At 37.5% G+C, this 18,829-nt stretch carries 19 protein-coding genes; 9 read left to right on the top strand and 10 right to left on the bottom strand.

Translation table 11 applies throughout. The features are described from left to right. Positions 1 to 87: 87 nt before the first annotated feature. The 4 genes from rluF (at position 88) to B5440_RS08695 (ending at position 2,877) form a co-directional block, all read left to right on the top strand. A complete protein-coding gene (rluF, locus tag B5440_RS08710) occupies positions 88 to 894 on the top strand; it encodes a 23S rRNA pseudouridine(2604) synthase RluF (protein WP_070053213.1) in 807 nt (268 codons plus the stop codon). Positions 895 to 983: 89 nt separating this feature from the next. Then, on the top strand, positions 984 to 1,406 hold the full coding sequence (locus tag B5440_RS08705; protein ID WP_070053212.1) for a VOC family protein: 423 nt from the start codon (positions 984 to 986) through the stop codon (positions 1,404 to 1,406). 18 nt (positions 1,407 to 1,424) lie between these two features. Beyond that, positions 1,425 to 2,444, top strand: a complete 1,020-nt coding sequence (locus B5440_RS08700; protein ID WP_070053210.1) for an AI-2E family transporter — start codon at positions 1,425 to 1,427, stop codon at positions 2,442 to 2,444. A gap of 31 nt (positions 2,445 to 2,475) precedes the next feature. Then, entirely contained in the window at positions 2,476 to 2,877 is a 402-nt protein-coding gene (locus B5440_RS08695; protein WP_317039364.1) for a YkvA family protein, read from the top strand. Between the two features lie 97 nt (positions 2,878 to 2,974). On the opposite strand, the gene B5440_RS08690 is transcribed toward B5440_RS08695, so the two are convergent. From B5440_RS08690 to argS, 4 genes are all read right to left on the bottom strand, one after another. Continuing rightward, positions 2,975 to 3,883 carry a bifunctional 5,10-methylenetetrahydrofolate dehydrogenase/5,10-methenyltetrahydrofolate cyclohydrolase gene (locus B5440_RS08690; protein ID WP_070053208.1) on the bottom strand — a complete coding sequence of 303 codons (909 nt, stop codon included), beginning with the start codon at positions 3,881 to 3,883 and terminating at the stop codon, positions 2,975 to 2,977. Between the two features lie 26 nt (positions 3,884 to 3,909). After that, positions 3,910 to 4,284: a four helix bundle protein gene (locus B5440_RS08685; protein ID WP_070053206.1), complete on the bottom strand. Its 375-nt coding sequence runs from the start codon at positions 4,282 to 4,284 to the stop codon at positions 3,910 to 3,912. A gap of 33 nt (positions 4,285 to 4,317) precedes the next feature. Continuing rightward, the gene (gene ffh / locus B5440_RS08680; protein ID WP_070053204.1) at positions 4,318 to 5,646 is read right to left on the bottom strand and encodes a signal recognition particle protein; all 1,329 of its coding nucleotides are present in this window, start codon (positions 5,644 to 5,646) and stop codon (positions 4,318 to 4,320) included. A gap of 356 nt (positions 5,647 to 6,002) precedes the next feature. After that, a complete protein-coding gene (gene argS, locus B5440_RS08675; protein ID WP_070053202.1) occupies positions 6,003 to 7,784 on the bottom strand; it encodes an arginine--tRNA ligase in 1,782 nt (593 codons plus the stop codon). A gap of 180 nt (positions 7,785 to 7,964) precedes the next feature. Between argS and B5440_RS08670 the strand changes: the two genes are divergently transcribed. Both B5440_RS08670 and B5440_RS08665 read left to right on the top strand, forming a co-directional pair. Further along, complete coding sequence (locus B5440_RS08670; RefSeq protein WP_070053299.1) at positions 7,965 to 8,390, top strand: hypothetical protein; 426 nt, start codon at positions 7,965 to 7,967, stop codon at positions 8,388 to 8,390. Between the two features lie 107 nt (positions 8,391 to 8,497). After that, a complete protein-coding gene (locus tag B5440_RS08665; protein ID WP_070053297.1) occupies positions 8,498 to 9,130 on the top strand; it encodes a MarC family NAAT transporter in 633 nt (210 codons plus the stop codon). A gap of 2 nt (positions 9,131 to 9,132) precedes the next feature. Here the strand turns inward: B5440_RS08665 and B5440_RS08660 are convergent, their stop codons facing one another. Next, positions 9,133 to 9,336: a hypothetical protein gene (locus B5440_RS08660; protein WP_057482209.1), complete on the bottom strand. Its 204-nt coding sequence runs from the start codon at positions 9,334 to 9,336 to the stop codon at positions 9,133 to 9,135. A gap of 69 nt (positions 9,337 to 9,405) precedes the next feature. On the opposite strand from B5440_RS08660, the gene B5440_RS08655 reads away from it, so the two are divergent. Further along, positions 9,406 to 10,851, top strand: coding sequence for an SDR family oxidoreductase (locus B5440_RS08655; protein ID WP_070053200.1), 1,446 nt, complete (start codon positions 9,406 to 9,408; stop codon positions 10,849 to 10,851). A 72-nt stretch (positions 10,852 to 10,923) separates the two neighbouring features. Then, complete coding sequence (locus B5440_RS08650; protein WP_079711109.1) at positions 10,924 to 12,414, top strand: BCCT family transporter; 1,491 nt, start codon at positions 10,924 to 10,926, stop codon at positions 12,412 to 12,414. A gap of 346 nt (positions 12,415 to 12,760) precedes the next feature. Here the strand turns inward: B5440_RS08650 and ctlX are convergent, their stop codons facing one another. From ctlX to B5440_RS08625, 5 genes are all read right to left on the bottom strand, one after another. After that, entirely contained in the window at positions 12,761 to 13,684 is a 924-nt protein-coding gene (ctlX, locus tag B5440_RS08645) for a citrulline utilization hydrolase CtlX (protein ID WP_070053197.1), read from the bottom strand. 4 nt (positions 13,685 to 13,688) lie between these two features. Further along, positions 13,689 to 14,636, bottom strand: coding sequence for a dimethylarginine dimethylaminohydrolase family protein (locus tag B5440_RS08640; RefSeq protein ID WP_070053196.1), 948 nt, complete (start codon positions 14,634 to 14,636; stop codon positions 13,689 to 13,691). 47 nt (positions 14,637 to 14,683) lie between these two features. Further along, the gene (locus B5440_RS08635; protein ID WP_070053195.1) at positions 14,684 to 15,964 is read right to left on the bottom strand and encodes a citrate synthase; all 1,281 of its coding nucleotides are present in this window, start codon (positions 15,962 to 15,964) and stop codon (positions 14,684 to 14,686) included. Positions 15,965 to 16,164: 200 nt separating this feature from the next. Continuing rightward, positions 16,165 to 17,451 (bottom strand): phosphopyruvate hydratase, encoded by a 1,287-nt coding sequence (gene eno / locus B5440_RS08630; RefSeq protein WP_070053194.1) that lies wholly within the window; start codon positions 17,449 to 17,451, stop codon positions 16,165 to 16,167. A 252-nt stretch (positions 17,452 to 17,703) separates the two neighbouring features. After that, positions 17,704 to 18,387 (bottom strand): hypothetical protein, encoded by a 684-nt coding sequence (locus tag B5440_RS08625; RefSeq protein ID WP_070053193.1) that lies wholly within the window; start codon positions 18,385 to 18,387, stop codon positions 17,704 to 17,706. 193 nt (positions 18,388 to 18,580) lie between these two features. Between B5440_RS08625 and B5440_RS15465 the strand changes: the two genes are divergently transcribed. After that, positions 18,581 to 18,829: transposase (locus B5440_RS15465; protein ID WP_143533302.1), on the top strand; the 249-nt coding region annotated here is incomplete at its 3' end.

Here is an 18,829-nt window from a genome sequence, read left to right as displayed (position 1 = left end):
GTTACAAAAGGTTGCCTGTACCTTGATTATTTTTTAAAAAATTAGTTTCGCGGCGAATTCTTGTATCTTTGTAGCACAATCTTTTTTATGTCTGAACAGAAGCTTACCCGAATAAATAAATACTTAAGTGAAATAGGTTACTGCTCACGCCGTGCCGCCGATAAACTCATAGATCAGGGGCGCGTGACCATTAATGGAACTGTCCCCGAAATGGGAACTAAAATTGCACCCGGCGATCTGGTAAAGGTTGATGGAAAAGCGGTTTCTGAAGCAGAAAAAAAAGAACCTAATGTTTACCTGGCTTTTAATAAACCGGTAGGTATTGTTTGCACTACAGACACAAGGGTAGAGAAAGATAACATCATTGATTTTATAAATTACCCTAAGCGAATTTTTCCTATTGGCCGACTCGACAAGCCCAGTGAAGGACTTATTTTTCTTACCAACGATGGAGACATTGTAAATAAGATCTTACGCGCCCGGAATAATCACGAGAAAGAATATATTGTTTCCGTCAACAAACCAATTACTTCAGATTTTATAAGAAGGATGGGGAATGGTGTTCCTATTTTAGGTACTACCACTAAAAAATGCGAAGTGGAGAAATTGGGGAGAAACGATTTTAGAATTGTGCTTACCCAGGGACTAAACCGTCAAATTCGTAGAATGTGTGAATTTTTAGGTTACGAAGTTACCGCATTAAAACGCATTAGAATTATGAATGTAAGCCTGGATGTTCCCGTGGGCTCCTACCGCGATCTTACTGACGAAGAGCTCGCCACCATTAACAGAATGGTTGATGAATCCAGCAAAACAGAAGAAGCTTCCAGACTAAAAAATTCAGATAAAAAACATTCAAAAAGAGCTACAGATTCCCGTAGAAATAAATCTTAACACATTATTAGCGCAATGGCTTGCCGGCATGTTAAGATTACATGTTAATTTTAATTGCGTAGAATTTTAGATTAACTAAGTTAAGATTTATGAAGGTACAGCCATTTCATTTAGCCATACCGGTTTCAGATTTACAAAAAGCAAGACAATTTTATAAGGAAACCCTGGGTTGCGGCGAAGGCCGTAGCAGTGATCACTGGGTAGATTTCAATTTTTTCGGCCACCAGTTGGTTATTCATTATAAACCCGCAGAAGAAACCGAAAAAGCGCACAGTAATCCGGTAGATGGTAAGGATGTTCCCGTACCGCATTTTGGGGTAGTCCTGGAATGGGATGTTTTTCAGGAGTTTGCCAATTTACTGAAATCCAAAAATATTGAATTTGAAATTGAACCGTACATTCGTTTTGAGGGACAGGTTGGCGAGCAAGCTACAATGTTCTTTAAAGATCCCTGCGGAAATGCCCTGGAATTCAAAGCCTTTAAAAATAAAGAACAACTATTTGCAAAATAACCAACCAACTACTAAAATATGAATAGATTAAAACCGGCACTGGTACGACAAATTTTCGTGCTAATGCTCATCCTATTTTTAACGGTTTTAATTTTTAAAGAAATTATCCCTTACCTGTCCGGGGTTTTGGGAGCGATTACCTTATATGTTCTTTTGCGTAACTGGATGGAAAAATTGCTGGCGCGAGGCTGGAAACCACCGGTAGCGGCAGCACTTTTAATGGCGGGCTCTTTCGTGGGAATCCTGGTACCCATTACATTAATTGTAATTATGCTATCCTCTAAAGTGAGTAAGGCAGTTGCTAATTCAGAACGGGTAATTAGAGCTGTAAAAGAACAATTAACCGAAGCCGAAACTTATATAGGTTACAGTTTAAGCGATTCTATTGAGACTTCATCTATCACCAACTGGATGTCTGACAATTTACAAAGTCTGGCGGGCGGCACATTTAATGCATTTATCGCTATCGGGATTATGTATTTTATGCTTTATTATATGCTGGTGAAACGGGATTCTATGAAATCTTCACTCATTTCATATATTCCTTTAGGCAATGAAAATTTAAAAATAATAGGAAAGGAAAGTGACCAACTGGTAAGATCTAACGCATTGGGAATTCCTCTTGTAGCAATTTTCCAGGGAATTATAGCGCTTATTGGATATTTGATCTTAGGCGTGCCAGACCCCTTCTTTTGGTTTGTAATAACCGCTATAGGTTCTATGATCCCGTTTATAGGCACTGCCATTGGTATTATTCCCGTGGTAATACTTTTGATAGCCCAGGGCGATAATTGGCAAGCTATAGCCATGTTAATCTATGGTTTTGTGGTGGTTGGATCTACAGATAATTTAATTAGGCTTTATATTTTAGATAGGCTGGCAGCAGTGCACCCCCTTATTACCATATTTGGTGTAATTGTAGGGGTCCAGCTTTTTGGTTTTATTGGATTAATTTTTGGGCCTTTACTCATATCCCTGTTTTTATTAATTCTGAAGATTTATAAAAAGGAATATGGTAATGCCCACGACCGACTTTAAAAATAACTACTAATCAACAAAATGAAGAATTATGAATATGTTCAGTAAAAAGAAGAAAGAGATTGATGAGGAATACCTAAAAAAAGGTGTTGCCAAAGTAAAAGATGGAGACGTAGAAATTGCGGCAAAAAACCAGGATACAATAGAAGATAAAATTGTTAATTCAAGCACCTTAAGAAAGTATACCGAACTCGGGAAATTAATGTTTGGGATGCTCCAGGATTATAGAAAAGGCGTTTACAGCAGTGTGCCCTGGTTCACCATCGCCTCTATAGCTTTTGCCCTTCTATATGTTTTAAACCCCTTAGACCTAATGCCAGATTTTATCCCGGGATTAGGTTACGTAGATGATTTTGCAATTTTGACCGTTACCTTAAGATTTATTGAAACAGATCTTCATAAATATCTAGATTGGAAGCTGGAAGAAGAATAATTCTATAATTTAAATTAAAACAATAAAAAAATCCTATCAACCTCTAAAAATAACATTTAGATTGATAGGATTTCTTTTATAGCTAAACTTCTAAAAGTTATTTATTAGCCTTACTTCTTTCCTTTGCTCTTTTTTTATGGCGTTCTGTGGCCAACAGTGTATTTTTAAGCAACATAGAAACCGTCATTGGTCCTACTCCACCCGGCACAGGCGTTATATAAGATGCACGTTTGCTTACATTCTCAAAGTCAACATCACCTTTAATTACATAGCCTTTTTCAGCCTCATCGTTTGGCACCCTGGTAATTCCAACGTCAATAATAACGGCGTCATCCTTAATCATTTCCGCTTTCAGAAAATCTGGAATTCCAACCGCGATAATAATAATATCGGCCTGAGAAGTGATTTGTGTAATATTCTTAGTGAATTCGTGAGTTAAGGTTACGGTTGAGTTTCCGGGGAAACCACTTCGTCCCATCAGGATACTCATTGGTCTACCTACAATGTAACTTCTGCCAATCACTACGGTATGTTTTCCTTTAGTCGGAATATCATAACGCTCCAGTAATTCCAAAATCCCAAAGGGAGTAGCAGGAATAAAAGACGTCATATCCAAAGCCATTTTCCCAAAGTTAGTAGGGTGAAAACCGTCTACATCTTTATCTGGATCTACAGCATTTAGTACTTTTTGGGTGTCAATTTGCGGTGGCAGTGGCAACTGAACAATAAATCCGTCTATATCGTCATTTTGATTTAGCTCTTCAATCTTATCAAGAAGTTCCAATTCACTTACCGTATTTGGTAATCTATAAAGAGAAGATTCAAAACCAACGCGTTTACAGGATTTTACTTTTGCATTTACATAGGTTAAGCTGGCGCCGTCGTTCCCAACGATAATTGCAGCTAAATGAGGTACTTTTTCACCTCTTTTTTTAATCTTTTCAACCTCAGCAGCAATCTCGTCTTTAATATCGTTGCTGGTTTTTTTTCCGTCTAAAATAGTCATCTCAGTTAGCAGTAATTAGTTGGCAGTTAGCAGTCAGTTTTGACTCCAAATTTACCGGGATTATTTTTCATGTAATTTATAAGTTTCCCAACCTCCTCGCTTTGGGATTGCAAAACTATCTTATGCTTTTCTGGTAAGTAATTACAAGCTTCAGCAAAGTCAAGCCATAATTGTGTTTCAGCATTCTCAGAGTCAGCATCTGTAAGTTTATTTGTAAAATATTTAGGATATTCTCTTTTTCGATAAGCTTCAGCTATTGCAGAACATACACTCCTTGAGGACCGTATGATTTGATTGCTCAAAGCAAATCTTTCTTCCGTAGGAAAAGTTTTGGAAAGCTTAAAAACTTCCATTGCTAGATCAAAAGCTTTTTGATAAGCGTATAAGGTTTTGAAACTCATTTTACTGCTAACTGCATACTTAAATACTGCAAACTATTTCATTCCTTTCATCATCTGCATCATCTTCTGGCCACCGCCACCTTGCATCATCTTCATCATTTTACCCATCTGGTTGAATTGCTTCAACAGTTGGTTAACTTCCTGTACCGATGTTCCCGAACCTTTACTAATTCGTTTCTTTCGGCTTGAATTTATAACTTTTGGGTTGCTGCGCTCCTCGGGAGTCATTGAGTGGATTATTGCTTCAATTCCTTTAAAGGCATCATCATCAATATCTACATCTTTCAACATTTTTCCGGCTCCCGGAATCATTCCCATAAGGTCTTTCATAGACCCCATTTTCTTAATTTGCTGCAATTGCTTCAGAAAATCGTCAAAACCAAACTGGTTCTTAGCAATTTTCTTCTGAAGTTTTCTTGCTTCTTCTTCATCATATTGTTCCTGGGCACGTTCTACAAGAGACACAACATCTCCCATCCCAAGAATTCTATCGGCCATACGGTCTGGATAGAACACATCCAGTGCGTCCATTTTCTCACCGGTACCAATAAACTTAATAGGCTTGTTAACTACCGATTTAATTGAAATCGCTGCACCACCACGAGTATCTCCATCTAATTTTGTAAGGATTACCCCGTCAAAATTCAATCTTTCATTAAAGGTCTTTGCAGTATTCACCGCATCCTGACCCGTCATAGAATCTACCACGAATAAAGTTTCGTGAGGTTGAATTGCTTCGTGAATATTCGAGATCTCGGTCATCATCGCCTCATCTACAGCTAAACGACCAGCAGTATCTATAATTACTACATTATGTCCATTTTGCTTAGCATACGCAATTGCAGCTTTAGAAATAGATACAGGATCCTGGTTCCCTTCATCTGAAAACACCTCAACCCCAACCTGCTCACCAACTACGTGCAACTGGTTAATAGCCGCAGGACGATAAACATCACAAGCAACCAAAAGTGGTTTTTTGGTCTTTTTAGTTTTTAGAAAATTAGCTAGTTTTCCGGAAAAAGTTGTTTTACCACTACCCTGTAATCCAGACATAAGAATAACAGAAGGATCTCCCGAAAGATTAATACCTTCGGCCTCCCCCCCCATTAACTGGGTAAGTTCATCCTTTACCAACTTTACCATTATCTGACCTGGTTTCAGGGCGGTTAAAACGTCCTGTCCCAAAGCCTTTTCCTTTACAACATTGGTAAAGTCTTTGGCTATTTTATAGTTCACATCGGCATCCACCAAAGCCCGTCTCACTTCTTTTAAAGTTTCGGCAACGTTTACCTCGGTAATTTGACCGTGGCCTTTTAAAACGTGTAAGGCATTATCTAACTTATCACTTAAACTATCAAACATAATTTTCCTGTGGTTTTATCTCTCCCAAACAATTGGAAAAGAGTATAATTTAGCTGAGGCAAGCCTCTATATTTTAAAACTTAAAATTCATCCTCCTACCAGGATTTTTACCCCTCGTAGGTTTAAAATCAGCAATACCTACAAGGATTTATAAACCTTGCAGGAGACATAAAACTCCTTCTATTTCAATAAGCTTTATACATTCGCTTTTTCAACGAATTGCAAATTTAATGATTTGAGCCTGAAGTGAAAACTTTTATTTCAGTTCTCAATTGTCGATTCTCTGTTTTCCTTTTTGTTAAAATCTAAAATTAAAATCCTCAGCCTTTAGTCTCGCTTCCTGGGCCAGGGGCTTTCTACATTCTTTCAGGCACCTGGATTCCCAATAAGCCAAAAGAAGATTTTATCACATTACCCACACTATTTGCCAATTGCACTCTTAAGGTTTTTTCGGTAATATCCTCAGTACCCAGAATCGTTACATTTTGATAAAATGAATTGAATTCTTTTACCAGATCGTAAGTGTAATTAGCTATTAAAGCCGGACTATGATTTTCTGCAGCCAACTGAATTGTTTCAGGATATAACTGAAGTTGCTTGATTAACGAACGTTCTTTTTCGTGAAATTTATAACCATCGGCTACCGGTTTTTTAAAATCAAAATCGGCTTTTCTAATTATAGATTGAATTCTGGCGTAGGTATATTGAATAAATGGGCCGGTATTCCCCTGGAAATCTACAGATTCTTCAGGATTAAATAAGATTCGTTTTTTAGGATCTACTTTTAAAATATAATATTTCAAAGCCCCTAATCCTATTATTCGGTAGAGCTCTTCTTTTTCAACTTCGGTATAACCGTCTAATTTCCCTAATTCTTCAGAAATATTTCTTGCAGTTTCGGTCATTTCAGCAATAAGATCATCGGCATCTACAACGGTTCCTTCCCTACTTTTCATCTTTCCGCCAGGCAAATCTACCATCCCATAGCTTAAATGATACAGGTAATCTGCCCAGTCAAATCCGAGTTTCTTCAGAATTAAAAATAAAACTTTAAAGTGATAGTCCTGCTCGTTCCCAACGGTATAAACCATCCCGCTAATATCAAAATCTTTTACTCTTTGAATGGCGGTTCCAATATCCTGCGTCATATAGACAGCAGTCCCATCGCTTCGTAAAACTATTTTTTCATCCAGGCCTTCATCGGTAAGATCTATCCAAACACTACCGTCTTCCTTTTTATAGAAAACACCTTTTTCGAGTCCCTGGTTCACTACATCTTTACCTAAAAGGTAAGTATCACTTTCGTAATAATTTTTATCGAAATCTACTCCTAAGGCATCGTAGGTTTTTTCAAAACCATCATACACCCATTGATTCATTTTCTCCCAAAGCGCAACCACTTCCGGATCGCCGGCTTCCCATTTCAGCAACATTTGCTTGGCTTCCACTAAAATTGGAGCTTCAGCTTTCGCGGCTTCCTCAGAGATCCCTTTGGTTTCCATTAATTCGGAAATCTCCTTTTTGTATTCCTGGTCAAACTTTATGTAATAATTCCCAACCAGTTTATCTCCTTTTATGCCGGCAGATTGTGGAGTTTCTCCATTCCCGAAGCGCTCCCAGGCTAACATAGATTTACAAATATGAATACCACGATCGTTAATGATCTGGGTTTTATAGGCTTTATTTCCGGCAGCACTTAAAATTTCTGCAACAGAAAATCCTAAAAGGATATTCCTAATATGCCCTAAGTGCAATGGTTTATTGGTATTTGGCGAAGAATATTCAACCATAATCCCTTTAGCATCTTCTGCAGCGGGAAGTATCCCAAAATCTTTTCTATCTTTCATTTCACTGAAAAAATCGAGAAAATAGGCATCGCTTAAAACAATGTTCAAAAAGCCTTTCACCACATTAAATCCAGAAACTTCTGCAACATTTTCAGTTAAATAATTTCCAATTTCTTCACCCAATTTCACAGGATTGGTTTTGAGCGTTTTCAGCATTGGGAAAGTAACCAAAGTAATATCTCCTTCAAAATCCTTACGTGTAGGCTGAAATTCTAAGTTATCAATTTCAACATCATAGATCTTTTTAACAGCATCTTTTACGTGGGTAGCGAGGGTACTTTGGAGTTTCATTTCTTACTTCTATTTATTGTTTTAAGCCCTGCAAAGATAACAGAAAATAGGCTTTTGCCTATAATTTACTCGATAATCGAGATTAAATGCACCAAGACTTGTCTCGAAATTGTAAATTATTTTTGTGAATACTTCATGAGCATGTCCCGAAGTAATTTACTTATCTTTAAACAAAAAGCTATGTTATTAAATATCTCCTATAACCGGAGCAAAACCAAAGAGAAAATTGATAAGGAAGTTGGCAAGCCTTTTACGCTGCTTGCGCGAATGAAATTAAACGGCACAGGATCTCCAAAACTACATATTACCGATACCAGTATTGATATTCATAACTTATTGGTTCTGGATAACAATGCCAATACCTGTAATGTTGAAATGCGGCCCAACGGAATTATAGTAATGTTCAGGTCTTTACTGGAAACCTACGCGCTGGTTATTCCTTATTATAAACTTCATCTTTATAAGGGCAAGGCTGAAGAATATTCTATTTATAAAGATCATTCTAAAATTAAGGTAAAGGCCGATACGCCAGCGATACATAAATATTTTAAAAAGATTTTAGATTATAAATCAGACAATGCTCCTACCCAAATCCAGGATCTTTAACTATAAGTTTACAAGCGTTTCCCGATTCATCTATTTTTGATAATCTAAGATTAATCTCCCCTTAATTTTTAATTGGTACTTCTGCTGCAATTTTGCCAAAAAAATTAATGGAATTATTTATTTACGTATTTGCGGCGCTGTTTTCGGTAATAAACCCTTTAGGAACAGTGCCTATTTTTGTAGGATTAACACAAGAGTATTCCGCTTCAGAGCGCTCCAGGACTTCGTTGTTAACAGCAGTAAACATTTTTGTGATTCTTCTAATCTCGTTTTTTACGGGAAGATTCATCTTACATTTCTTCGGAATCAGCATTGAATCCCTTAGAATTGCCGGCGGACTCATTATCGTGACTTCGGGATTTGCTTTACTTACCGGTTCTTTCTCTAAACATAAAGGAATGGAAAAAGAAAGAGTAAAGAATGATGCTTTTCAGAGGGATAGTGTTTCTCTTACTCCTCTGGCCATCCCAATGCTGGCAGGACCGGGATCAATTTCGCTTCTTATTGGAATGTATGATGATTACACGGTAATTTCTGAAAAGATCATTACTATTTTTGCCATTCTTGGCGTTTGTTTAGCGACTTTCTTGGTTTTGAGAAGTTCTCATTATATCGTGAAGATGCTGGGCGCTTCAGGAATTAACGCTATTTCCCGAATTATCGGTTTTATAGTAATCGCAATTGGGATAGAATATATCAGCTCTTCAGTAATCGCTGTATTAAATTCAGCTTTGAACTAAGGTTAACGCTTCCCAAAGGCGAGCCCGCCAATTAGTGCCAAAACACCAAAACCAATCATCGCGTAAGACTGTGTATTATCGCCGTGAGCTTCAATTTGTAACGGCCCGGCATCCAGAGCAAACTCTGGTGTAATTAATCGGTATAATCCATACCCAATCATTCCAACGCCAATTACCAGAAGCACTATTTTAAGTACGTTATTCATTTTATAAAGTTTTACTAATCTGGACGAAAAGTACTAATTTTATTGGTATTTTAAGCTTAAAATCTTTCTATGAGAATTCTTCTTACAGGTGCCAACGGTTATATAGGAATGCGATTGCTCCCCGAACTTTTAGCACAGGGACACGAGGTAGTTTGCGCAGTTCGAAACAAAAACCGATTTACTTCTAATGAAAAATTGCTGGAACAAGTGGAGGTCGTAGAACTTGATTTTCTTAAAGATGAAAACGCTCCTGAAGAAATAAAAAATATTGATGTAGCCTATTACCTCATTCATTCTATGAGTGGGAACACCAAAGATTTTGATAGCCAGGAAGCAGAAGCTGCTAGGAATTTCAACAAAATAATGGCTGATACTTCGGTAAACCAGGTAATTTATTTAAGTGGAATTATCAATACTGAGGAACTTTCTAAACACCTTAAATCCAGAAAAAAAGTAGAGGAAATTCTATATAGCGGTAATTTTAAAGTCACCGTGCTAAGGGCAGCAATCATTGTAGGTTCGGGGAGTTCCTCGTTTGAAATTATCAGAGATCTCTGTGAAAAGTTACCGGTAATGATTACTCCAAAATGGGTGGAAACAAAATGTCAGCCCATTTCTATTCGTGATATTATTAAATTTCTCACCGGAGTAATTGGGAAAGAAGAATGTTATAATCAATCTTTTGATGTTGGCGGCCCAGACGTGCTCACTTATAAGGAAATGATGCTGAAGTATGCCGAGGTTCGAAATCTAAAATTATGGATTTTGAGCGTACCTGTAATGTCTCCCAAACTCTCCTCCTATTGGCTTTATTTCGTAACCTCAACCTCCTACAAACTTGCCCAAAATCTGGTGGATAGTATGAGTGTTGAAGTTATCACCAATGACACCCGTTTACAAGATATCCTAAACATCAAACCCATTTCTTACACCGAGGCCATAGAACTTGCTTTTTATAAAATTGAACAAAACCAGGTGATTTCCAGCTGGAAAGATTCTTTAAGCAGCGGCCGTTTTGATAAAGAATTGAACAAATATATACAGGTTCCCAAATATGGTTGCCTTTTGGATAAGCAATCTGCCAAAGTAGAGAATCCCGATGAAGTCCTGGAACGCATCTGGGCTATTGGTGGTTTAACCGGTTGGTATTATGGAAACTGGTTATGGAAATTTCGTGGATATATCGATAAGTTTTTTGGCGGTGTAGGATTGCGACGAGGTAGAACTCACCCAAACAAAATAGCTTCTGGAGATTCATTAGATTTCTGGCGTGTACTTTTAGCCGATAAAGAGGAAAAAAGGCTATTGCTTTTTGCTGAAATGAAAGTTCCAGGTGAAGCCTGGTTAGAATTCTGTATAGATAAAGAAAATGTTTTGCACCAAACTGCTACGTTTAGACCAAAAGGTATATGGGGCCGACTTTACTGGTATGCTATGTATCCTTTTCACTACTTTATTTTTGAAGGAATGCTGAATAAAATTGCAAAGGGCGAACCCAAAAAACAAATAGCTTAGTTCCCACGGAATTCTTTAAATTTGAAAAACCACTTACCAACAAGGACAGTACAAATTGAATAGCAGTAAATTTTGACGCAATTTTTCCGAGCTTTTCTTAAAAATCCATTGCTTTATATTGCATCGGGAATTCTATTTTTTCTAGCTCTCTTTATCTTTTTTTTTACAGATTTTTTCTACGAACTCATAGAAAACGGATCTGTTTGGGTGCGTGAGCATTTTGGTGGCTTTTATCTGTGGCTTGGCTTATTATGCGTTTTTACCCTAATTTTTATTGCCTTTTCAAGATTTGGAAAAATAAAGCTGGGAAATTCCCCACCAGAATTCGACCGGCTTTCCTGGATCGCTATGCTCTATAGCGCCGGAATGGGTTCTGGGATTTTATTAAGGGCTGTACAAGAACCGGTTTTTATGTTTTTAAATCCGCCTATAGAAACGAGTTTCTCTTCTGAAGTGATTGCCCTGGAATATACATTTTACCAATGGGGTTTTACCGCCTGGGCATTTTACGGGATTTTCGCATTACTTATCGCTTACTCCTTATTTGTTAGAAAATCTGATATTCTTTTAGGAACCAGTTTACCACAGCTTAAAAGAATAAAATATTTACCCGAGGGAGTAAATTTGCTCACTATTCTTACTACTGTTTTTGGCTTGGTTGCAGCAATTGGATTAGGCACCACACAAATTGAAGGCGGCATTAGTCACCTTACTTCCACACCTTCAGGAACGCTTTGGCTTATAGTTTTGTTAGTTTTTATAATTTGTTTAGTAGCATTTATTTCGGCATTCGCCGGAATAAACAAAGGGATAAAACGCATCTCAAACTGGAATATTTATATCACGGTAATTCTAATGTTCTTTGTCTTTTTTCAGATAGATATCCTGAATGTTTTGTCCCGTTTTTTTGAATCCCTTTATAGTTACATCGTAGATTTTGTTCCGCTTAGTTTAGCACTGGGCAAATACAATCCCGGAAAAGAATTTTTAACAGACTGGACTTATTATTACTGGGCATTTTGGTTAGCCTGGACGCCATTCACCGGAATTTTTATCGCCAGGATTTCAAAAGGAAGAAGTATCAGAGAAATGGTTCTGGGAGTTCTTATTATTCCGTCGCTGGGCAGTTTCTTTTGGTTCAGCGTATTTGGCTCGGCTTCGTTTGATCTAATAGGAAATATGGAAAGCTATAGCGGTGAATTTGATAATGTTTTCACTTCCCTGTTTCGCTTTTTTGAAGCTTTTCCGCTTGCGAATTTCACCAATATTGTCACCATAATTCTACTGATTAGTTTTTTAGTGACCTCGGTAGATTCTGCAATTTATGTATTAAGTATGTTTAGTGATAAAGGAAAGGAACATCCCAGGAAAAAATTCAGGTTAATCTGGGCGATTTTGATCCTTATTTTTTCAGAAGCAATAATAATTCTTGGAAACATAAAACCAGATAGCAACGTGCTTACCGCTATGCAAAAGTTCTTAATTATAAGTTCCCTGCCCTTTGCATTTTTTACCGCCGGAATAATGATTTTGTTTATTAGGGAGTTGTTTAAGAAGCACTAATTTGCCCTATCGTCATCCTAACTTGTTTCAGAGCCTGCTCCGAAATTTATTCGGAGATCTAAGACGTGAACATTTTAATTATGTTAGAAGCTGAAATGAATTCAGCTTGACGAATCACATCCTCTAAAACCCCTTCGGCCCGTGGCCACCTCTGCATTCCTCTCCCTCCTTTCGTCGATCGTCGGATGCAAGAAAAAGGGGAGGAACTTTAAATCGTCATCCTGAACTTGTTTCAGGATCTAGGTTGATTATACTCTCCATCAAGTTAGAAGCTGAAATATCCCGAAGCTTCGGGACAGCTTGACGAAAGTATTTTAATTATTTTGTCAAAAGAAAATATGTAAAACTAAGCTTTTGGTAAGAAAACCTCGGCCATCATACAGCGGGCGCTACCGCCACCACAAGTTTCTATTACGTGAAGGTCACTGCTTAAAATTTCACAATGCTTTTCAATTTTAGCAATTTGATCCTGATTTAAACTACCGTGAGCGCGAGCACTCATTACAAGAAACTTATTATCCTTTCCCTGTACTTGTAGCATATTTCCGGCAAATTCGTGCATTTGTTCTTCAGTGATGGTGATCACTTCTTTCCCATCTTCTTTTAAATGCTTCAATACATTTTTACGCTCTTTAGCATCATCTATGGTATCCAGACAAATTACCGCAAAGTTTTCTGCCAGGCACATCATAACATTGGTATGATAAATTGCTTTTCTTTTTCCTCCAACACTTTGATTAGCCTCGAAAATTACCGGTGTAAATTCAAAATCTTCACAAAATTCAATTAGAAGATCTTCATCTGCACGGGGTGATAGTGCGCAGTAAGCTTTACGGTTTACTCTATCAAGCAACAAGCTTCCTGTTCCTTCCAGAAAGAGATCGTGCTCTTCAGCTTCGGTATAATCTACAATATTTTTTATTTTAAAACCTTCTTCTTCAAGCTTGGCAAAATATTCTAATCGCCTTTCTTTACGTCGGTTCTCAGCAAACATAGGATAAAGACCTATATCCCCGTTTTCGTGAAAGGAAACCCAGTTATTAGGAAAAATAGAATCTGGCGAATCATCTTCCAGTTTATCATTTACCACAATAACGTTAACCCCAACTTTTTTAAGCTTTGAGGCAAATTCATCAAATTCTTCCTGGGCGCGTTCATTTACATTATCGGCGGTAAGATCTTTTTGAAAATAGTTATTCACCGCGGTTTGCTCATTCATTCTAAACGCCACCGGGCGCACCATCAAAATTGTATCTGTAATCTGTCTCATAATTCTATTCTCTAATTAAAGGTAATGTTGAACAACGCAAAAGTCCTTCCTGCTTAGAAATTTCAGCATAAGGCACTTCTTCCACAGTAATGCCCTGTTCTCTTAACCAGGCATTTAATCTTTTAAAATTCTTTTCTGAAATCACAACATCTTCAGCGATAGAGAAAATATTGGAATTCATATAATACATCTCATCACGAGTAATTTCAAAAACATTCTCTTTTCCGAAAAGATTCACCAACCAGTTATATTCTTCCTCTTCCAGAAATCCGTTTCTATGAATAATTGCTTTGCCTTTTCCAACAGGCTGAAAACAACAATCTAAATGTAAAGCATTATCGCGAGGCTCGGTATTCGACTTTCTTAAATTAAAAGAAACCACTTTTTTATTCGGAAACAATTCCTGCAAGGCTTCTACCGCCTGCACGTTAGTACGTGCCGTGATATAATCTTTATAGTCGGCACCTCGATAGGTTCCTACCAAAATATAATCGCCAAACGGCATTACATCTCCACCTTCTATATGCGCCTCTTCCGGTAACTGCAAGACTTTTGAAGGATCTATTTGCTCAATTACGTGGCTAATAGCTTCAATTTCCTGTTCACGGTCTGGCAGAATATTAGATTTTATAAATTTATCGTCTATCACAAAAGCGATATCGCGAGTAAAAATCTGGTTATAATCTTTTATAATTTTTGGTCTAAAAACCTGCACATTATATTTTTCCAGCACTTTGGCCACGGCCTCCATTTCAGCAACCATATCTTTTTCTTTGGGATAAGATCCCATTTTGATAAATTCGGCTGATTTTGGATCATAAGCCTCTTCCAAAGAAGGCTCAGGCCCATTGCTTTCTGCTGTACCTAGAACCACCGCCTTAAGGCGTGAAGTTTCATTTTTTATATTCAATTTCACAAGTAAAATTTTCACCAAATATAGAAAAAGCTTCATACGATGATGAAGCTTTTTCCTGATTTATTATTATGTGAGATCGTTTCTTATCTCTTATCAACTTCTTTAAATTCACGTAGGTTTGCACCGGTATAAATTTGACGTGGACGCCCAATTGGCTCTTTCATCAATCTCATTTCTCTCCATTGTGCGATCCATCCCGGAAGTCTACCAAGAGCAAACATTACGGTAAACATTTCTACCGGAATACCCAATGCACGGTAAATAATTCCTGAATAGAAATCTACGTTTGGATATAGTTTTCTATCTACAAAATACTGATCTTCTAAAGCTTCCTTCTCAAGACCTTTTGCGATATCCAATACAGGATCGTCTACACCAAGTTGCCCAAGAACTTCATCGGCGGATTTCTTGATGATCTTAGCTCTTGGATCAAAGTTTTTATAAACACGGTGTCCAAAGCCCATTAGACGGAAAGGATCATCTTTATCCTTGGCTTTTGCCATAAACTTCTTGGTATCGCCACCATCTTCTTTAATTCTTTCCAGCATTTCTATCACTGCCTGGTTAGCGCCACCGTGAAGTGGTCCCCAAAGTGCAGAAATTCCGGCTGAAATTGAAGCAAATAATCCGGCGTGAGAAGAACCTACCATTCTTACCGTAGAAGTAGAACAGTTTTGCTCGTGATCTGCGTGAAGAATCAATAATTTATCTAATGCTTCTATAACCGCTTTATCTACGCTGTAGCTTTTCCCAGGTTTTTCGAACATCATTTTATGAAGATTCTCTACATAACCAAGTGAATCGTCTCCATAGTTCAATGGAAGACTATTTTTCTTTCTAAGTGTCCAGGCTGCAAGAACCGGGAATTTACCAAGAATTTTCACTATAGCCTTATACATATCTTCTTCTGACTCTACATTTACGGAAGATGGGTTAAAGGCGATAAGAGCACTGGTTAAAGAAGAAAGTACGCCCATTGGGTGAGCAGACTTTGGAAAACCGTCAAGGATCTTCTTCATCTCCTCATCTACCGTAGACTCCTCTTTAATATCAGTATAAAATTTATCTAATTGGGTCTTTGTTGGCAATTCCCCAAAAATAAGCAAGTAAGCTACTTCAAGGAAATCAGCTTTTTCTGCTAAAGACTCAATAGAATAACCTCGGTAACGAAGCACGCCTTCTTCCCCATTAAGAAAAGTAATAGCGCTCTCACAGCTACCTGTATTTTTATATCCACGATCCAGGGTAATAACGCCTGCTTCAGCACGCAGTTTCTTTATATCTATTCCCTGTTCATTTTCAGTTCCTTCTACAACGGGAAATTCGTATTTTTTCCCATTTATTTCAATCGTCGCTTTTGACATATCTTAATTTTATATACTTTGATTCAACTTATTTTCGAGAGTTGCTAATTTAAGAAATCTACTGTTAATTTTCCGTTAAGCGTTGATAAGATTTTCATTCAAACCATCGATTTCGAGGGCTTTTTTGCTGAATTATCTCCAAAAAAAATCCCTTTTGATAAAATATCAAAAGGGACTCTGTTTTTAGTTAAAATCAATAATTAGATTTTAAAGGCTTTGCGCTTCGGAAAATAAGCAACTTCACCCAATTCTTCTTCAATTCTAATTAACTGATTGTATTTTGCCATTCGGTCACTTCTTGAAGCCGAACCGGTTTTTATCTGGCCGGTATTTAAAGCTACAGCAAGATCGGCAATAGTATTATCTTCGGTCTCTCCAGAACGGTGAGACATTACCGAAGTAAAGCCGGCATTATGCGCCATATTTACTGCTGCAATAGTTTCAGTTAGGGTACCAATCTGGTTCACTTTAATAAGGATAGAATTTGCAATTCCTTCCTCAATTCCTCTAGAAAGTCTTTCAACGTTAGTTACGAAAAGATCATCCCCAACCAATTGAACTTTATCTCCAATTTTATCGGTTAAAGCTTTCCAACCATCCCAGTCGTTTTCATCCATTCCATCTTCAATAGAAATAATAGGATATTTAGATGAAAGTTCAGCAAGATATTCAGCTTGTTCTTCGCTAGATCTTATTTTTCCGCCTTCACCTTCAAATTTCTTATAATCATATTTTCCATTCTCATAGAATTCGGCTGCGGCACAATCCAGGGCGATCATCACTTCGTCACCTCCTTTATAACCAGCATTTTTTATAGCCTTAAGAATAGTATCTAAAGCATCTTCGGTTCCGTCTAAAGTTGGAGCAAATCCACCTTCATCACCAACAGCGGTACTTAGACCGCGCTCGTGTAATACTTTTTTAAGATGATGGAAGATCTCGGTTCCCATTTTTAATGCGTGAGAAAAGCTCTCAGCTTTTACCGGCATAATCATAAACTCCTGAAATGCAATTGGCGCATCACTATGCGAACCACCGTTAATGATATTCATCATTGGCACCGGAAGCGTATTAGCGCTTACTCCGCCTATATAACGGTACAATGGCAAGCCAAGTTCGTTAGCGGCAGCTTTAGCCACAGCAAGAGAAACACCCAAAATAGCATTGGCTCCAAGCTTAGCTTTATTTGGGGTACCATCTATCTCTATCATTGCCTTGTCTATAAGGTTCTGTTCAAAAACAGAATACCCTAATAATTCTTCGGCAATTATATCATTTACATTTTCTACGGCTTTAGTAACGCCTTTCCCCATATAATCATCGCCACCATCACGAAGTTCTACAGCTTCGTGCTCACCGGTAGAAGCTCCAGAAGGCACTGCTGCTCTCCCTAAAATTCCATTTTCGGTTAAAACATCTACTTCTACGGTTGGATTTCCTCTTGAGTCGAAAATCTGACGGGCGTGAATATTTATTATTACACTCATAATGTTCTTTAATTAGTTAATTGATTTAAATGCAAGATACAAATTGAAGCCCAAAATAGCGAGCGAAACAGGTAGTTTTAAAGCATTTATAACATTATGAAAACACGAAATGGTTTTCTAAAGGAAAGTCTTTAAAGGAATTTCAGGAAAAGGTTTTATTTGTTACGAATTTGCCGAAAAGCAAACCAATTACGCATTTCTAAAATTTATCAGGTTATTTTATGAATAACCATGTTGGGAAATCTAATTGTTTTAATCGTTTTTGGAAGCAAAAGGGTTATAATAAAAGCGCAAACCCAAACCAATTGTAGAAGTTGAAGCTGACTGCATAAATGCATCTTCGGTTGAAAACTCCATGGCATCCCAAACCTCGTTAGCATCTACCAATGTATACTGAATGGAAAGAGCAAACCAATACCTAGGAGAAATCTGAATACCTTCAAAGCCAATAGCAAAACTCCAAAAAGAAGTTTTAATTTTAGACTCCTCGCTTTCCTTCACACCTATGTAGCCATTATTATCACCACTATACACTAGATAAGCAGCTTCGCCTATTAACCTGCCTATATGATATTTTGGAGAAAAGGTAATATAGGCATCTTCTTCACCAAATTTAAGTTTCGGGTTTAAGGTGAATACTGAAAATTTAAACCGTTGCCTCAAAAGCCCCTTTCTTGGATCTTGAATAGTAAAATCTTCACCAAAAACAGTTCTTTCTGGGAGCGTGCCTCCCCCATAATCGAAACCAATTTCGGGAGCAAAAAACTTAATTTGATAGATCTGAGATCCTACTGAAAACTTCCCGAAGCTATTATCTTCAAAATCGGTATGCCTGTAGCCTTCAAAACCCGCATAGAAAACAGGATGTTTTTGTGCATGAACCTTAGAAATACAGAGAAATAAAAAACCGATAAAAATTAGTTTGAAAGGCGCCATCCTAATCTAATCAGCATAATTGGAAATAAATGAAAATAGGCAAAAGCTGAAAATTAATAATTTTTTCATTGATGATTTTTGATGATTGATGCGGCAATTTAGAACAATATCAGTTTTAATAAATTAAAAGAGGCTGTCTGAAAAGGCAGCCTTTTTTGTTGTATTATTTTCTGGTTTTTAGTATTTTCATGTAATGAAAGCCAAAGCAGTATTTAAGACCTATGACCAGTCGCAGTTAAGTCTTTTACCTCCCAGTTATGATGATCTGGTCCCTGCCCATCATCCCGTTAGGATCGTCAATACGATTATTGATCAAATCGACATCGCTGACCTGGAGCGAAGTTATAAAGGAGGAGGTACCTCCAGTTACCATCCCCGGATGTTGCTCAAGGTGACCATCTATGCGTACCTTCGCAATATGTATTCCTCTCGTAAAATTGAG

This window comes from Salegentibacter salarius, assembly GCF_900168265.1.
Classification (GTDB): Bacteria; Bacteroidota; Bacteroidia; order Flavobacteriales; family Flavobacteriaceae; genus Salegentibacter; species Salegentibacter salarius.
This window is presented reverse-complemented; position numbering and strand designations above follow the sequence as displayed.

Bases quoted from the DNA above. Each gene is read 5' to 3' on its own strand.
- rluF (WP_070053213.1), top strand. From the start codon at position 88: ATGTCTGAACAGAAGCTTACCCGAATAAATAAATACTTAAGTGAAATA.
- B5440_RS08705 (WP_070053212.1), top strand. From the start codon at position 984: ATGAAGGTACAGCCATTTCATTTAGCCATACCGGTTTCAGATTTACAA.
- B5440_RS08700 (WP_070053210.1), top strand. From the start codon at position 1,425: ATGAATAGATTAAAACCGGCACTGGTACGACAAATTTTCGTGCTAATG.
- B5440_RS08695 (WP_317039364.1), top strand. From the start codon at position 2,476: ATGAATATGTTCAGTAAAAAGAAGAAAGAGATTGATGAGGAATACCTA.
- B5440_RS08690 (WP_070053208.1), bottom strand. From the start codon at position 3,883: ATGACTATTTTAGACGGAAAAAAAACCAGCAACGATATTAAAGACGAG.
- B5440_RS08685 (WP_070053206.1), bottom strand. From the start codon at position 4,284: ATGAGTTTCAAAACCTTATACGCTTATCAAAAAGCTTTTGATCTAGCA.
- ffh (WP_070053204.1), bottom strand. From the start codon at position 5,646: ATGTTTGATAGTTTAAGTGATAAGTTAGATAATGCCTTACACGTTTTA.
- argS (WP_070053202.1), bottom strand. From the start codon at position 7,784: ATGAAACTCCAAAGTACCCTCGCTACCCACGTAAAAGATGCTGTTAAA.
- B5440_RS08670 (WP_070053299.1), top strand. From the start codon at position 7,965: ATGTTATTAAATATCTCCTATAACCGGAGCAAAACCAAAGAGAAAATT.
- B5440_RS08665 (WP_070053297.1), top strand. From the start codon at position 8,498: ATGGAATTATTTATTTACGTATTTGCGGCGCTGTTTTCGGTAATAAAC.
- B5440_RS08660 (WP_057482209.1), bottom strand. From the start codon at position 9,336: ATGAATAACGTACTTAAAATAGTGCTTCTGGTAATTGGCGTTGGAATG.
- B5440_RS08655 (WP_070053200.1), top strand. From the start codon at position 9,406: ATGAGAATTCTTCTTACAGGTGCCAACGGTTATATAGGAATGCGATTG.
- ctlX (WP_070053197.1), bottom strand. From the start codon at position 13,684: ATGAGACAGATTACAGATACAATTTTGATGGTGCGCCCGGTGGCGTTT.
- B5440_RS08640 (WP_070053196.1), bottom strand. From the start codon at position 14,636: ATGAAGCTTTTTCTATATTTGGTGAAAATTTTACTTGTGAAATTGAAT.
- B5440_RS08635 (WP_070053195.1), bottom strand. From the start codon at position 15,964: ATGTCAAAAGCGACGATTGAAATAAATGGGAAAAAATACGAATTTCCC.
- eno (WP_070053194.1), bottom strand. From the start codon at position 17,451: ATGAGTGTAATAATAAATATTCACGCCCGTCAGATTTTCGACTCAAGA.
- B5440_RS08625 (WP_070053193.1), bottom strand. From the start codon at position 18,387: ATGGCGCCTTTCAAACTAATTTTTATCGGTTTTTTATTTCTCTGTATT.